Raw genomic sequence first — 15,409 nt, forward strand, 5'->3', positions numbered from 1 at the left:
CCTCCTTCGTCGTCCCGGGGCCCGGCGCAGCCGAGAACCCGGGACGACGATGGAGGACGTCGATTCGGCAAGCCCGATCGAACAGGAAGCCCGATCGAACAGGCGCTACGGCATCGCCGCGAACCGGCGGTCAGAACCTGGCCGCCAGGAAGCGCGGCCGGCTCGGCTCCGCCGAGGCCGCGAGGGTGAGCCGGGACGGCTCCTCGGCGAGGCGCAGGCGCGAGAACGGCGACGGCTCGGTCTCGATCACCGGCAGCGGCACGAAGGCCGCCGCGACCTGGATCGGGTGGATCGGCGGGGGCGGGCGGCGGCGGGCCGGGATCAGCACCACCTCGCGCCCGGCGAGCGCCAGGGCCTCGGGCCGGCTGACGTCGCCGAGGCCGGCCGGCACGACGAAGGCCGGGACGGGGCTCGCCTGGAAGGGGACGGCGGCCTGGCCGCCCTCGGCGCTGTAGGCGGTGGCGCTCGTCACCGTGGCCGCGCCGACCGGGGCCAGGGCGGCGAAGGCCGAGGCACGCTTGATCAGGGCGGTGAAGCTCGGATGCTGGCCGCCATCGGCGTAGGTGGTGCGCACGGCCTCCGTGCCGTCGGCGACCAGCGCCTGGATGCGGGCCTCCTCCTCGGTGCGCCGCACCGCCGCCAGGGCCTCGACCGCCGGGTCGGGATAGGGCGAGAAGACGTAGCGCCCGCCCTCGACGCCGACCAGCGGCTCGCGGCCGGTCGCCTCGAACCGGTCCGAGCCCTCCTTGAGCTGGCGCCAGAAGGCGATGTTCCGGTCGGTGCGGTGGCGCGCCAGGGCGCGGGCGGTCATCCGGAACGGGAAGGCCTGGAACTGGAACGCCGCCTGCCCGCCGGCGAGCGCGTCGCGCACCAGCGCGTAGATCTCGCCGACCTGCCGGTCGGTCATGGCGAAGCAGCCGGCCGACGAGCAGGTGCCGTGCACCATCAGGGCCGAGCCGGTGCCGCCATGGGCCCGGTCGTAGGCGTTGGGATAGCCGACGTCGAAGGAGAGGTAATAGGCCGAGTTCGGGTTCAGCTGCCGGGCCGCCACCGCGTAGAACCCCTCCGGCACCTGGCGGTCGCCGGCCCGGGTCTTGGGGCCGAGCTGGCCCGACCAGCGGCAGATCGGGAAGGTCTTGAGCAGGGCGAAGCGGCCGTCCGCCGCCCGCTTCCACACCTCGATCTCGGATTCCTGCTTGTAGGCCCGCAGCAGCACCGGCGCCGAGGGCGCCATGCCGCGCGCCGCCATCACCGCGAGGGTGGGGGACGGCACCGGCGCGAGGTGCTTCGGGGCGGCCGTCGCGGGCGCGGCGGCGAGCCACGCCGCCAGGCACAGGATCGTCCTCCCCCGCATGCCCATCCGCCGCCGCTCCATCCTCGCCCGGACCACGCCTGCCACCGCAATGTGGCGGTTTTCGCGCGGGATCCTGCCCGGGAAATACTGTCGAGATTGCTGACGGAGCGTGAATTTTCCGCGCCTGCCCGGCCTCGTCTTCGCGAGGGCGGCATTCTCAAGGTTTCGTTAACGGCTTGTTCGCGCCTGGCGCGCAGCATCGGCCCCTCACCGGAAGACGGAGGCTGCGATGCCCGAGACCGGACCCCGCTGGCTGCGGCTGGTGGACGAGGACGCGCCCGACGCGGCAGCGGACGGGCCGCTGCCGGGGGAGGCCGGCAGGCGGCGCCTCGCCGCCCTGCGGGGGCAGCTGCGCAACCAGCTCGCCGCCCTGCGGGAGGCGCCGGTCTCGGCCGAGGTGCGGGCGACGCCGGAGGGCGCCGAGGCCGCCGCGGCGCTCGAGCGGCTGACCGTCGAGGTGACGCGCCTGGCCGAGGGCTGGGATCGCCTCGCGGCGGCCGTCGCCGCCCTGTCGGCGGGTGACGGGAGGGCGCCGGAGGAGTAAGGTTCCGGCCTCCCGCGGGCACCCTTTTCGGACGACCATGGCCCCGACCATCAAGCTGCGACCGCTGGAACGCGAGGACCTGCTCTTCGTGCACCAGCTCAACAACAACGACAGCATCATGCGCTACTGGTTCGAGGAGGCCTACGAGTCCTTCGCCGAGCTGGCGCAGCTCTACGAGCGCAACATCCACAACCAGACCGAGCGGCGCTTCATCATCGCCACTCCAGAGAACGAGCGCGCCGGGCTGGTCGAGCTCGTCGAGATCAACCACCTGCACCGCTCCTGCGAGTTCCAGATCGCGATCCATCCGTCGTTCCAGGGCCGCGGCTACGCCCTGCGGGCGACCCAGATCGCGATGGACTACGCCTTCAAGGTGCTCAACATCCACAAGCTCTACCTGCACGTCGACAAGGACAACCGGCGCGCCATCGGCATCTACGAGGCCTGCGGCTTCGAGACCGAGGGAACCTTGCGCGACGAGTTCTTCGTCAACGGCAAGTACCGCGACGCGGTGCGGATGTGCATGTTCCAGCCCGCCTACCTCGCCCGGCGCGGCGGCGGCGACGTGAACGAGCCGGTGCTGAAGACCTGACGACCGCGACGGTTCACCCCTGGTGCATCCCGGCCCGGCTCCCCTATTGAGGGGGCCGACCGGGAGCCCCCAGAGCCTTGCTGCGCGAAACCTACCACATCGAGATCGTCGGCCCCGAGGATGCGCCGGTCCAGCGCGCCTCGATCCGCACCGCGGGCCTCGACGTCGCCCGCGAGCGGGCGCTGCGCCTGTTCCGCCGCGCCCGGGTGCCCCAGCGCTCGGGGCCGGCCGCCGAGGCGGTGCGCATCGTCGACGGCGCCGGCACCGAGGTGTTCCGCTGGAGCGTGTGGGACGAGGGGACCGGGCCGGGGCGCGGGCGGGGCTGAGCCTCACCCCCCCTCCGGCCCCGTCCGCGCCGCCAGTTCGTCGATCAGGCCCTGCATCGAGGCCGGCACCGCGTCCGGCACGCGCTCGGCATACATCGTGCGCAGCATCCGCCCGATCTCGGCGAGGGACACGCTGCCCTTGACGATCACCCGCTCGGTGTCGCGGCCCAGCCGTTCCTTCTCGGCCGGGGTGATGTCCTTGGCGGTGAGCACCACCACCGGCACGTCGCCGCCGTCGGGCCGGGCGCGCAGCTGCGTCAGGAAGGCGAAGCCGTCCATCACCGGCATCATCAGGTCGAGGAGGATCAGCGAGGGCCGGCCCTCGTCGAGGCGGGTCAGGCCGACGGCGCCGTTCTCCGCCTCGCGCACGGTCCAGCCGTCGCGGGCGAGGCTGCGGCGCAGGCGCTCGCGGGCGTCGGCATCGTCGTCGACGAGCAGCACCGTGCCGGGGGAATCCGCCGGGCGGTAGCGCTCCATCAGGCCCTTGAGGTGGTCCCAGTCGATCGGCTTGACGAGGTAGTCGGTGGCCCCGAGCGCCCGGCCGAGGCCCTGCTCGTTGACGACCGAGGTCATGATCACCGGGGTCGCGGCGAGGTCGGCGTCGCTGCGGATGGCGTGCAGCACCGACCAGCCGTCCATCCGGGGCATCTCGATGTCGAGGAGGATCGCCCGCGGCCGCAGCGCCCGGGCGAGCGCCAGGCCCGCCTTGCCGTCGCTGGCGGTGCGCACGCGAAAGCCCTCGCGCTCGAGGAAGCGGGAGAGCAGCTCGCGGGCCGCCGGGTCGTCGTCGACGAGGAGCACCACGTCGTGGCGCGCGGCCTCCGCCTTCGCCTCGACCAGCGCCCGCACCTCCTCCGGCGAGGGCTCCTCGTCCTGCGCCGTCAGGACCGCCGGCAGCCGGATGGTGAAGGTCGCGCCCTCGCCGTAGGTCGAGGCGACGGCGATCTCGCCGCCCATGCGACGGCAGAAGGCGCGGGTGATGGCAAGGCCCAAGCCCGTGCCGCCGAACTGCCGGGTGGTCGATTCGTCGGCCTGGGCGAAGCGCTCGAACAGCCGGCCGGCCTGCTCCTCGGTCAGCCCGATGCCGGTATCGGCGACCGCGAAGGTCAGCCAGTCGGTCCCGTCATCCGTCTCCCGCCGGGCCGACAGGGTGATGGTGCCGGCTTCCGTGAACTTCGATGCGTTGCCGATGAGGTTGACCAGGCACTGGCGCACCTTGCCCTGGTCCTGGCGCATCGCGCCGAGATCGTCGGGCAGATCGAGCACCAGGCGGTTGCGCTTCTTCGGGATCAGCGACTCGGTCGCCGCCACCACGTCGTCGAGCATGGCGCGGACGGCGAAGTCCTCCGCCGCCACGGTCATGCGCCCGGCCTCGATCTTCGAGATGTCGAGGACGTCGTTGATGAGCCCGAGCAGGTGGCGCGCCGACGCCTCGATCTTGCGAAGATCCGGCAGCAATTCGGCCTGGCCCAGATCCTCCAGCTCCTCGGCCAGCATCTCCGAGTAGCCGATCACCGCCGAGAGCGGGGTACGCAGCTCGTGGCTCATGTTGGCGATGAACTGGCTTTTGGCGCGGTTGGCGGCCTCCGCGGCGTGGCGGGCGCGGTCGATCTCGGCCTCGGCCTCCTTGCGGTCGGTGATGTCGACATGCATGCCGACCCACTCGCGCACGGCGCCGTCCTCGGCGGTGACGGGGGCGGCGCGCACCTCCATGTGGCGCCAGGCGCCGTCGCGCCGGCGCATCCGGTACTCGATCTCGAACGGCGAGCGGGCCTCGACGGCGCGGGACCAGGCATCGGCGGCCCGGGCGCGGTCGTCCGGATGCACCGCCTCGAGCCAGCCCCAGCCCTGGCATTCTTCGTCGCTCTGGCCGGTATAGGCGGTCCAGCGCCACTGGCCGATCGAGAGCTCGCCGTTGGCGTCCGCCGACCAGATGATCGCCGCGGCGCTGTCGACGAGGGCGCGGAAGCGCTCCTGGGCGTGGCGCAGGCGCTCCTCGGTGGCGCGCCTGCGGCTGATGTCGGTGTTGGTGCCGTACCAGCGCACGATCTGCCCGGAGGCGTCGCGGAACGGCCGGGCCCGGGACAGGAACCAGCGATAGACCCCGTCGGCGCCTTTCAGCGGGAAGGTGTCCTCCCACGGCTCGCCGGTGGCGAAGGCGCGGCGGAAACGCGCCTCGACCCGCTCGAGGTGGTCGGGGTGGTGGACGGCGCGCCAGCCCCAGCCCCGCATCGCGTCGAGGGTGGTGCCGGTGTAGTCGTACCAGCGCTGATTGTACCAGAAGATCTGGCCGTCGGCCTCGGCGATCCAGGCGAGCTGCGGCAGCGACTCGGCGAGGTTGCGGTAATCGTCCTCCCGCAGGGTCGCCTCGCTCATCGGATGCAGACCCGGGACGGGGGCGAGGGCAGGCGGTCGGGCATCCGGGCGGCTCCGTGGCAGGGCCTGACACCGGGCCCGGCGACGGATCTATGCGCCTCCGGGCCGGCTTCCAGTGCGCCCCGATGCCCTTGGAGCAGGACTCGATCGCAACGCGATCGAGTCCTGCTCCAGTTCTTTGATTTCGCCGCATTTTTCGCGACGAACCGGTGTCCGCCGCGCCGAAAGATGCTTCGGGCCGGATCAGCCGAACTGCTCGCGCAGGATCCGCTCGTCCATGCCCTGGCCGGGATCGTGCAGCATGACGAGGTCGGTCGAGCGGTCGAGCTGGGTCTCGACCCGGGCGACGCGGCGGAACTCGGTGTGGTCGGCCACGGCGGCGACCGGGCGGTATTCCGGGTCCTTCACCTCGATGCGGATGCGGGCGTGGCTCGGCAGCAGCACGCTGCCCTGGCGCCGCGGCCGGAAGGCGGAGATCGGGGTCAGCGCGATGAGCTGGGACGAGATCGGCAGGATCGGCCCGCCGACCGAGAGGTTGTAGGCGGTGGAGCCGACGGGGGTGGCCGCCAGCACCCCGTCGGCGATCAGCTCGGGCAGGCGGACCTGGCCGTCGATCGAGATCTTCAGCTTGGCGGTCTGGTGGGTCTGGCGCAGCATGTAGACCTCGTTGACCGCCCGCGCCGTGTGGGTGAGGCCGAGCACGTCGGTGGCGACCATCAGCAGCGGGTGGACCACGCTGCGCTGGGCGACCTCCAGGCGCTCGATCAGGTCGTCGAGGTGGAACTCGTTCATCAGGAAGCCGACGGTGCCGCGGTTCATGCCGTAGACCGGCTTGCCCGAGCCCATGAAGCGGTGCAGCGCCTGCAGCATCAGCCCGTCGCCGCCCAACCCCACCACCACGTCGGCCTCCTCGGGCGGCACGTGGTCGTAGCGCTGCATCAGGAGCTCGGCCGCCTCGCGGGCGTCGGGCGTCGGGCTCGCGATGAAGGCGATCTGTTTGAAGCGCCGCGCCATGTGGGATGTCCCGACCGCCGAACGATGAGCTCCGCCGCGCCTCTCCCGACGCGAACGGCCGCCGGGCCGTCGCCGCCCGCGTCGGGAGAGGCATAGCACGGCGGGTCCGCGTCTCGTCTACACCACCGTCCCCGAGGCGGGCGGGGCGCCGGCCTCAGGCGAGGTCCACCCCCCATTGCAGCGGCACGAACTCGTAGGCCCCGCCCGCCCTCGCGATGTGGCCGGCGGCCGGGAAGGGGGCGTGGTAGAACGCCACCGGCATCCGCTCGTCGGCCATCAGCGCCAGCATCCGGTGGCGGGTGGCGCGGGCTTGATCGGCATCCATGTCGAACAGCGCCGACCAGTCGGGGTGGCGCACGAACAGGGCCGGGTGGTTGGTGATGTCGGAGGCGATCAGGAGCCGGCGCCCGCCGGAATCGAGCCGGAACGAGGTGTGGCCCGGGGTGTGGCCGGGCGTGCCCAGCGCCGTGAGGCCCGGCAGCACCTCCTTGTCCCAGGCGTAGCGCTCGATCTCGAGGCCGCTGCCAAAGGTCTTCTGCGCGGCGCCGAGGGTGGCCTTCAGGGCCTCGGGCGGGTTCGCCATCCGGCCGTCGTCCATCCAGAAGCGCCATTCGGCCTCCGGCACCAGGACCTGGGCGTTCGGGAAGGTCGGGCTGCCGTCCTTGCGCTTGAGGCCGAGGATGTGGTCGGGGTGGAAGTGGCTGATCACCACCGCGTCGATCGCGCCCGGCTCGATCCCGGCGAGCGCGAGCCCGCGCAAGGTCCCGCCGGTGCCGGGCGGGCCGTTATCGGCGAAGCCGGCATCGACCAGCACCCGCTTGCCCCCGAGGGCGAGGAGGAGCGGCGTGAAGGTGATCGGCAGGGTCTCGGTCGGCAGGAAGGCCCGGGCGAGGGCGCCCTGCACCTCGGGCAGGGGCGCGTTGCGCACGAAACCGGCATCGAGCGGGCGCTTCACCCCGCCCTCGTGCAGGGCGGTCACCGCCGTCTCGCCGATCCCGTAGCGGTAGACCCCCGGCAGGTCGGCGGCGGGCGCGGCGGCGCCGCCGGCGAGGCCCGGCGCGCTCGCGAGGACGGGGCCGGCGAGGACGCCTCCGGCCATGAGGGTGCGGCGGGACATCGACATCGGGGCCTCCCTGGTGCGTCTGCCCTGCGCAGCTAGTGCGCGCGCGGCGGAAGGGGATGGGTCCCGCACGGATACGTCACGCGCGCAATACAGCCGCGCGCCGTCGTCGTGTACCGTGGCGGGCGACTCAACGAAGGGCCTCACGCCGCCATGCGCTACCGGATCGCCGCGATCGGCACCACGTTCCTCACCGCGTTCCTCGTCGTCATGGTCCCGCCGGGACCGGCCCGCGCCGCCTCGCGGGCGCCGGTCGCCGCCGAGCACGGCATGGTCGTGACCGCACAGCACTACGCGACGCAGGTCGGCGTCGACGTGCTCAAGCAGGGCGGCAACGCCATCGATGCGGCGGTCGCGGTCGGCTACGCGCTGGCGGTGGTCTACCCGGCCGCCGGCAATCTCGGCGGCGGCGGCTTCATGACGATCCAGCGCGCCGACGGCAGCCGGACCTTCCTGGATTTCCGCGAGAAGGCGCCGCTCGCCGCCACCCGCGACATGTTCCTCGACAAGGACGGGAACGTCGTCAAGGGCGCGAGCACCAAGAGCTTCCTGGCGGTCGGCGTCCCCGGCACGGTCGCCGGCCTCGAATATGCGCGCGAGACATACGGCACGAAGCCCCGCACCGAGCTGATGGCCCCGGCGATCCGCTTCGCCGAGGAGGGCTTCACCCTCGACCAGGGCGACGTCGACATGCTGGCGACCGGCACCGAGGATTTCGGCAAGGACCCGGCTTCCGCAAAGATCTTCCTGAACCGGGGGCGCGCTTACGCCGTCGGCGAGACCCTCGTCCAGACCGACCTCGCCGGGACGCTGCGGGCGATCAGCCGGCAGGGCAGGGACGGGTTCTACAAGGGCGCGGTCGCCAACGCCCTGACCGGGGCGAGCCGGGCGAAGGGAGGGCTCATCGTCCAGGCCGACCTCGACCGCTACGCCACCCGCGAATTGCCGCCGATCGAGTGCGACTACCGCGGCTACCGGGTGATCTCGGCCCCGCCGCCGAGCTCCGGCGGGGTGGTGATCTGCGAGATGCTGAACATCCTCGAGGGCTACGACCTCGCCAAGCTCGGCTGGGGCTCGGCGCAGGCGGTCCATTACGAGATCGAGGCGATGCGCCACAGCTACCTCGACCGCAACAGCTACCTCGGCGACCCCGACTTCGTGAAGAACCCGGTCGCGCGGCTGACCGACAAGTCCTACGCCGCCAAGATCCGCGCCGCGATCGACCCGCAGAAGGCCGGGGTCTCGGCCGAGCTGAAGCCCGGCGTGCCGCCGCACGAGGGCAGCAACACCACCCACTACTCGATCGTCGATTCCGCCGGCAACGCCGTCTCGGTGACCTACACCCTCAACGACTGGTTCGGCGCGCGGATCATGCCGGAGGGAACGGGCGTTCTGCTCAACAACGAGATGGACGACTTCACCGCCAAGGTCGGCGTGCCGAACATCTACGGCCTGCTCCAGGGCGAGGCGAACGCCGTCGCGCCCGGCAAGACGCCCTTGAGCTCGATGAGCCCGACCATCGTCACCCGGGACGGCAAGCCGGTCTTCGTGACCGGCACGCCCGGCGGCAGCCGGATCATCACGGTGGTTCTGCACAGCATCCTCAACGTGATCGATTACGGCATGAACGTGCAGGAGGCCGCCGACGCGCCGCGCCTCCACAACCAGTGGATGCCCGATATCACCAATGTCGAGCGCTTCGCCCTGTCGCCGGACACCCGCCGGATCCTCGAGGGCATGGGCCACAAGTTCGGCCAGGCCCAGCCGGCGAACCACCTCGCGGCGATCCTGATCGGCGCGCCGACCTTGGGCGGCCAGCCGGTCGGCGCCTTCCGCTACTACGGCGCCAACGATCCGCGCCGGAATACCGGGAGCGCGCAGGGCTACTGAGCGGAGGCCACCGGCGCATCGCGGGCGGGCACGACCGTCCGCGATGCGCGCGAGTGGGCCGGCCTCCGGCCCCGACCCGGACCGATCTACGCCTTCCTCCGTAGGCTGTCCGATGCCGGCAAGTCATGCTTTCGACCAGATGCCCGCTTCATTCGAGGTGACGATCGCCTAAGATAGACATTCGCCTCTCTCCCATTTGCCCGCTCATCGCTGTCTTATATTATTTTTTCAAGCGGCTAAAATCGAAAAAGTCAGCCGCATCAGACAGCTTTGCCGGACCTCTCGTCGTGAACGGCAGGCATTGTTCATCGTTGGAGCAATGACCATGATCGCAGACCACTGCGAAGGACTTGAGAATTCCCGTCACGACGTCTGCATCATCGGGTCCGGCCCGGCCGGCCTGTCCCTCGCGCTGGAGCTGCGACGGTTCGGCCTCTCCGCCCTGGTGCTGGAATCGGGCGGCAAGCGGCCCGAGCAGCTCGCCCAGGCCCTCTCCGGCGCCGACCTCGCCGACCCGGCCCGCCACGACGACATGAGCATCGCGGTGGCCCGCCGCTTCGGCGGCACCTCGAACCTCTGGGGCGGGCGCTGCCTGCCGTTCGATCCGGTCGACTTCCGCCCCCGGCTCGGCATGCCCGACTGGCCGATCACGCTCTCGGATCTCACGCCCTTCCTGCCGACGGCCTGCCGGCTCGCCTCCTGCGGCGAACCGGTCTTCGAGGCCCCGATCCCCGGCATCCGGGCCGACGACGACGCCTTCACGTTCGAGAGCCTGGAGCGCTGGAGCGGCCGGCCGCGGCTGCAGGTCTCCCATGCCGACATGCTCGCGTCGGACCCGGGGATCGACATCCGGCTGCACGCGACGGTGGTCGACGTGCTGTTCACCGAGGCGGGGGCCGCCCGCGCGGTGGTGGTGGTGCGGCCCTCCGGCGAGCGGATGACGGTGCCGGTCTCGCGCCTCGTCCTGGCGGCGGGCGGCCTCGAGACCACGCGCCTCCTGCTCAGCCTGCAGCGGCGCCGGCCGGCCCTGTTCGGCGGGCCGGACGGGCCGCTCGGCCGCCACTACATGGGCCACGTGATCGGCGAGATCGCCGACATCACCTTCGCGTCGGACGCCCTCGACGCCGCCTTCGCCTTCGAGCGCGACCGCGAGGGCTGGTACGTGCGCCGCCGCTTCGTGCCGAGCCCGGCGCTCCAGGCCGAGCACGGCCTCCTGAACGTCGCGTTCTGGCCGGTCATCCCGCGGATGGCCGACGCGGCCCACCGCGACCCGCTGCTGTCGCTGACCTTCCTGGCCCTGTCCTTCGACCCCGTCGGCCGCGCCCTGCTGCCGGAGGCCCTGCGGCTGCGCCACGTCCCGAGATCGGTCGCCCGCTGGCCGCACCTGCGCAACGTCTGCCGCAACCTGCCGGGGGCGCTGGGGGCGGGGGCGCGCGTCGCCTGGCAGCGCTACGGCGCGGCGACCCGGCTGCCCGGGCTGTTCGTGCGCAATTCCGGCCGGCGCTACGGCCTGTCCTACCACTCCGAGCAGTCGCCCTGGGCCGAGAGCCGCGTGCGGCTCGACGACCGGACCGACGCCGCCGGGTTGCCGCGCCTGCACATCGACTACCGGGTCCACGAGAACGACGCCCGGTCGATCGTGCGATCGCACGAGCTGCTCGCCGGCTGGCTCGCCCGGACCGGCTTCGGCCACCTCGAGTACCGCCAGCCGGCGGAGCGGAACGTCGAGGCGGTGATGCGGCTCTTCGGGCACGGCACCCACCAGATCGGCACGGCCCGGATGGCCGACCGGCCGGGACGCGGCGTCGTCGACCGCAACCTGCGGGCGTTCGACGCGCCCAACCTGTACGTGGCCAGCGCCGCCGTGCTGCCGCGCTCGGGCCAGGCGAGCCCGACCCTGACGGTGATCACGCTCGCGGTCCGCCTCGCCCACCACATCGCCGCCGAGAAGGCGCGGATCGAGGTCCTGCAATCCGCGGCCTGACGCGCCCCGACGGGGCCTACCGGTTGGCCCGCGCCAGGGCGGCGTGGAGCAGGAGGTTCACGCCCGGCAGGGTCGGTTCGAGGGCGATGTCCTCGGCCTCGTTGTGGGTGATGCCGTCCCGGCAGGGGGTGAAGATCATGCAGGCCGGCGCGACCCGGGCGACGTGGTAGGCGTCGTGGCCGGCCTGGGAGCGCAGGTCCATGGTCGGGATGGCGAGGCGCTCCGCGGTGTCGCGCAACAGGCCGATCAGCCCGTCGTCGAAGGAGAAGACCCCGAAGCCCCATTCCTCGGCGACGGAGATCTGGGTGAGCGAGCGGGCGGCGCAATCGGGCAGGGCGGCGCGTAAAGCGGCCTTCATGGTCTCGAGCGTCTCGCGCTCGGGCGCCCGCATGTCGATGAAGAGTTCCGCGTATTCCGAGAGCGTACCGGGCAGGTTCGGCACCAGGTCGAGGCGGGCGGCGGTGGCCTTGGCGTCGGTGTCGGCATGCGCCCAGCCGATGTCGTTGACCGCCACCGCCACCATGGCGGCGCCGACGAGGGCGTTGTGGCGCTCGCCCATCGGGGTCGGGCCGGTATGGGCGGTGGCGCCCTCGACGGCGATGCGCATGCCGCAGCTCGGATAGCCGCCGGTGACGATGCCGACCGGCACGCCCGCCCGGTCGAGGGCCGGGCCCTGCTCGATGTGGAGCTCGAAATAGGCGTCGATGGTGCGGCCGCCGACGGGTTCGGGGCCGCGATAGCCGATGCCGTCGAGGGCGTCGCCGAAGCGGATGCCGTCGCGGTCGCGCCGGTTCTCGACCCAGTCCGGCGTCGCCTGGCCGGACCAGGCGAGCGAGCACAGCATCGGCGGCGAGAACCGCGCGCCCTCCTCGTTGGTCCAGTTCACCACCTCGATGGTCCGCTTCGTCGCGATGCCGAGATCGTCGAGGGTGCGCAGGACCTCGAGCCCCGCGAGCACGCCGAGGATGCCGTCGAAGCGCCCGCCGGCCCATTGCGTGTCGAGGTGGCTGCCGATCACCACCGGCGGCAGGCCGGGCTCGGTGCCCGCCCGCCTGAGCACCATGTTGCCGAGGCCGTCGACGGTCAGCGGATAGCCGCCCGCCGCAGCCCAGCTTTTAAGCTGGTCGCGCACCACCCGGTCCGGCTCGGTCAGGGTCAGGCGCCGCAAGCCCCCGCGGGGCCCGGTGCCGATGCCGGCCGACACCATCAGGGTGTCCCAGAGCCGGGAGCCGTTCACGGAGAGGTTGGTGGTCATCGCGGGCCTCACGCTACGCGGGGAAGTCACGCGCGCCCGGATGCGAGGGCCGTGCCGGACGGCCGGGCGCCGGGCGCGGGGGTGGGATGTCCGGGCGGGGCGTCAGCCGAGCCGCGCGCGGGCCGCCGCGTATTCCGCCTTCAGCCGGTCGATCACCACGGCGGTGGCCGGCGCGTCGTCGATGGTGCCGACGCCCTGGCCGGCGCCCCAGATGTCGCGCCACGCCTTGGTGGTGCCCGAGCCGAAATTCATCTTGGTCTTGTCGACCTCCGGCAGGGCGTTGGGGTCGAGGCCGGCGGCGGTGACGCTGGGCGTGAGGTAGTTGCCCGGCACGCCGGTGAAGTAGGGGGTGTACAGTACGTCGGCCGCCTTCGTGCCGACGATCATCTCCTTGTAGGCCGGGGCGGCGTTGGCCTCCTGCGTGGCGATGAAGCGGGTGCCCATATAGGCGAGGTCCGCGCCCATCGCCTGGGCGGCGAGGATCGAGTCGCCGGTGGTGATCGCGCCCGACAGGATCAGCGGTCCTCCGTAGAAGCGCCGCACCTCGCTCACCAGCGCGAAGGGCGAGAGCGTTCCGGCATGTCCGCCTGCCCCGGCGCAGACCAGGATCAGGCCGTCGACGCCCGCTTCCAGCGCCTTCTCGGCGTGGCGCACGGTGGTGACGTCGTGGAAGACGAGGCCGCCCCAGCCGTGGACCGCCGAGACCACGGCGTCGGGCGCGCGCAGCGACGTGATGATGATCGGCACCCGGTGCTTGCCGCAGACCATGAGATCGTGCTCGAGCCGGTCGTTCGAGGCGTGGACGATCTGGTTGACGGCGTACGGCGCGACGATCCGGTCGGGATCGGCGGCCTTGGCCTGGCCGAGCGCGTCCGTGATCCGGGTCAGCCACTCGTCGAGGGCTTCCTTCGGCCGGGCGTTGAGCGCCGGGAACGAGCCGACGATGCCGTTCACGCACTGGGCGATGACCAGCTCCGGCCCCGAGACGATGAACATCGGCGAGGCGATCACCGGCAGGGCGAGGGCGTGGCGGAGGCTGTCGGGCAGGGACATCGGCGGCGTGGCTCCCGGGATCGCGTCGAAGCGCTATCGTTGGGCTCCGGCATCGCATCGGGTCCGGGTTGCGGTCAACGGGCCTTGACGGTGATGGCGCCCTGGGGCCCGGATGCCGACCATGGACACCTTCGAGATCCGCCGCCTGGGGGCTGCCGACGGCCCGGCCTACCGATCGCTGCGCCTGGAGGCGCTGGAACGGCACCCCGCCTCCTTCGGCACGGCGTTCGAAGAGGTGGCCGGGCACGGGCCGGACTGGTTCGGGGCGCGGCTGGAGCACGGGATCACGCTCGGCGCGTTCCGGGACGGAGCGCTCGTCGGCGCCGTCACCCTGGCGCTGAACGAGGGTGCGAAATTGCGGCACAAGGGCGACGTGGTCGCGGTCTACATCCGTCCCGCGGCGCGGGGCCTCGGCCTGGGCGCCGCCCTCCTGGGCCGGCTCGTCGCGGAGGCCCGCCCGCGGGTCGAGGCCCTGCGGCTGACGGTCGAGGCCGGGAACGGCGCGGCCCTGCGGCTCTACGACTCCCTCGGCTTTCGTGCCTATGGCCGCGAGCGCCGGGCGCTGAAGATCGGGGAGCGCTACCACGACGAGGTGCTGATGGAACTCGTCCTCGCGGACGATTCCCCGCATCCCGAACCCGCGTTAGAACCCACCCATCCTCACGACCCGGAGTCGCCGCGTGCAGCCTGAGATCGGAACCCCCGAGGCGGTCGGCCTCTCGTCGGAGCGGCTGGAACGGCTCGTCCCGTGGATGCGGGGCTACGTCGAGGCCGGCAAGCTGCCGGGCCTGTCGGTGACCGTGGCCCGGCGCGGCCAGGTGGTGTTCTCCCGCCAGGAGGGCCTGCGCGACCTCGCCCGCGCCCTGCCGATGGAGCACGATACCATCGTGCGCATCTACTCGATGACGAAGCCGCTGACCTCGACGGCGATCCTGATGCTGTACGAGGAGGGCCGGTTCCAGCTCGACGACCCCATTACCCGCTACCTGCCGGAATTCCGGGACATGCGGGTGCTCGTCGGCGGCAGCCGCCTCAAGCCCGAGACGGTGCCGGCCGAGCGCGACATCACCTTCCGCGATCTCCTGACCCACACCGCGGGGCTGTCCTACGGCTTCATGGACGCGACGCTGGTCGACCGGATGTACCGGGAGGAGGGCGTCGACTTCCAGACCGCCGAGACCTCGCTCGCCGAGGTGGTGGCGAAGGCAGCTACCCTGCCGCTGCTCGCCCAGCCCGGCGCGGAGTGGAACTATAGCATCGCCACCGACGTGCTCGGCCACCTGGTGGCGGTGATCTCGGGGATCCCCTTCGACGACTTCCTGCGCGAGCGGATCATCCGGCCGCTCGGCATGGTCGACACCGATTTCCACGTCCCGGCCGACAAGATCTCTCGCTTCGCCTCGAACTACGCGCTCGGCGAGGGCGGCCGGCTGACCCTGATCGACGACGCCCGGGACGGCCGCTACGCGAAGGCCCGCACCGTGCCGTCGGGCGGCGGCGGCCTCGTCTCGACGGCCGCCGACTACGCCCGGTTCTGCCGCTTCATCCTCGGCGGCGGCGCGCTCGACGGCGTGCGGCTTCTCGGCCGCAAGACGGTCGAGCTGATGAGAGCCAACCACCTGCGCGGCGACCTCGCCGACATGGGCCAGCCGCGCTTCTCGGAATCGAGCTACAGCGGCATCGGCTTCGGGCTCGGCTTCTCGGTGATGCTCGATCCGGCCAAGGCCCAGATCCTCGGCACCCCGGGCGAGGTCGCCTGGGGCGGAGCGGCCTCGACGGCGTTCTGGATCGACCCCGCCGAGGACCTGTTCGTCATCATGCTGACGCAGCTCATGCCGTCCTCGACCTGGCCGATCCGGCGCGAGCTGCGGGTGCTCACCTACGCCGCCATCACCGGCTGA

The 15,409-nt window shown here is 72.1% G+C and carries 13 protein-coding genes; 7 read left to right on the forward strand and 6 right to left on the reverse strand.

Annotation, left to right across the window (positions count from 1 at the left end; all coding sequences use genetic code 11):
* Positions 1 to 130: 130 nt before the first annotated feature.
* On the reverse strand, positions 131 to 1,354 hold the full coding sequence (locus A5481_RS19970; protein WP_425350192.1) for a L,D-transpeptidase family protein: 1,224 nt from the start codon (positions 1,352 to 1,354) through the stop codon (positions 131 to 133).
* Positions 1,355 to 1,583: 229 nt separating this feature from the next.
* Between A5481_RS19970 and A5481_RS19975 the strand changes: the two genes are divergently transcribed.
* From A5481_RS19975 to A5481_RS19985, 3 genes are all read left to right on the forward strand, one after another.
* A complete protein-coding gene (locus tag A5481_RS19975; RefSeq protein WP_048435414.1) occupies positions 1,584 to 1,898 on the forward strand; it encodes a hypothetical protein in 315 nt (104 codons plus the stop codon).
* A gap of 37 nt (positions 1,899 to 1,935) precedes the next feature.
* The gene (speG, locus tag A5481_RS19980) at positions 1,936 to 2,490 is read left to right on the forward strand and encodes a spermidine N1-acetyltransferase (protein ID WP_048435413.1); all 555 of its coding nucleotides are present in this window, start codon (positions 1,936 to 1,938) and stop codon (positions 2,488 to 2,490) included.
* Between the two features lie 80 nt (positions 2,491 to 2,570).
* The gene (locus A5481_RS19985) at positions 2,571 to 2,816 is read left to right on the forward strand and encodes a hypothetical protein (protein WP_048435417.1); all 246 of its coding nucleotides are present in this window, start codon (positions 2,571 to 2,573) and stop codon (positions 2,814 to 2,816) included.
* A gap of 3 nt (positions 2,817 to 2,819) precedes the next feature.
* Here A5481_RS19985 and A5481_RS19990 read toward each other — a convergent pair whose 3' ends face one another.
* The 3 genes from A5481_RS19990 to A5481_RS20000 all read right to left on the reverse strand — a co-directional run bounded on the left by A5481_RS19990 (position 2,820) and on the right by A5481_RS20000 (position 7,329).
* Positions 2,820 to 5,192, reverse strand: a complete 2,373-nt coding sequence (locus tag A5481_RS19990; protein WP_048435412.1) for a response regulator — start codon at positions 5,190 to 5,192, stop codon at positions 2,820 to 2,822.
* A gap of 243 nt (positions 5,193 to 5,435) precedes the next feature.
* Entirely contained in the window at positions 5,436 to 6,206 is a 771-nt protein-coding gene (locus A5481_RS19995) for an NAD kinase (protein WP_048435411.1), read from the reverse strand.
* A gap of 154 nt (positions 6,207 to 6,360) precedes the next feature.
* Positions 6,361 to 7,329, reverse strand: a complete 969-nt coding sequence (locus tag A5481_RS20000; protein WP_048435410.1) for an MBL fold metallo-hydrolase — start codon at positions 7,327 to 7,329, stop codon at positions 6,361 to 6,363.
* Positions 7,330 to 7,479: 150 nt separating this feature from the next.
* Here A5481_RS20000 and ggt point away from each other — a divergent pair, with 150 nt between their 5' ends.
* Both ggt and A5481_RS20010 read left to right on the forward strand, forming a co-directional pair.
* Positions 7,480 to 9,216 (forward strand): gamma-glutamyltransferase, encoded by a 1,737-nt coding sequence (ggt, locus tag A5481_RS20005; RefSeq protein WP_048435409.1) that lies wholly within the window; start codon positions 7,480 to 7,482, stop codon positions 9,214 to 9,216.
* Positions 9,217 to 9,541: 325 nt separating this feature from the next.
* Positions 9,542 to 11,200: a GMC oxidoreductase gene (locus A5481_RS20010; protein ID WP_053082468.1), complete on the forward strand. Its 1,659-nt coding sequence runs from the start codon at positions 9,542 to 9,544 to the stop codon at positions 11,198 to 11,200.
* 16 nt (positions 11,201 to 11,216) lie between these two features.
* Here the strand turns inward: A5481_RS20010 and A5481_RS20015 are convergent, their stop codons facing one another.
* Positions 11,217 to 12,455, reverse strand: a complete 1,239-nt coding sequence (locus A5481_RS20015) for a Zn-dependent hydrolase (protein ID WP_048435407.1) — start codon at positions 12,453 to 12,455, stop codon at positions 11,217 to 11,219.
* Positions 12,456 to 12,557: 102 nt separating this feature from the next.
* Complete coding sequence (locus A5481_RS20020; protein WP_048435406.1) at positions 12,558 to 13,508, reverse strand: NAD(P)H-dependent flavin oxidoreductase; 951 nt, start codon at positions 13,506 to 13,508, stop codon at positions 12,558 to 12,560.
* 121 nt (positions 13,509 to 13,629) lie between these two features.
* Between A5481_RS20020 and A5481_RS20025 the strand changes: the two genes are divergently transcribed.
* Positions 13,630 to 14,199 (forward strand): GNAT family N-acetyltransferase, encoded by a 570-nt coding sequence (locus tag A5481_RS20025; protein ID WP_053082467.1) that lies wholly within the window; start codon positions 13,630 to 13,632, stop codon positions 14,197 to 14,199.
* The gene (locus A5481_RS20030) at positions 14,189 to 15,409 is read left to right on the forward strand and encodes a serine hydrolase domain-containing protein (protein ID WP_048435405.1); all 1,221 of its coding nucleotides are present in this window, start codon (positions 14,189 to 14,191) and stop codon (positions 15,407 to 15,409) included. Before A5481_RS20025 ends, A5481_RS20030 begins: the two co-directional genes overlap by 11 nt.

The organism is Methylobacterium platani, from assembly GCF_001653715.1.
Taxonomy (GTDB): Bacteria; Pseudomonadota; Alphaproteobacteria; order Rhizobiales; family Beijerinckiaceae; genus Methylobacterium; species Methylobacterium platani.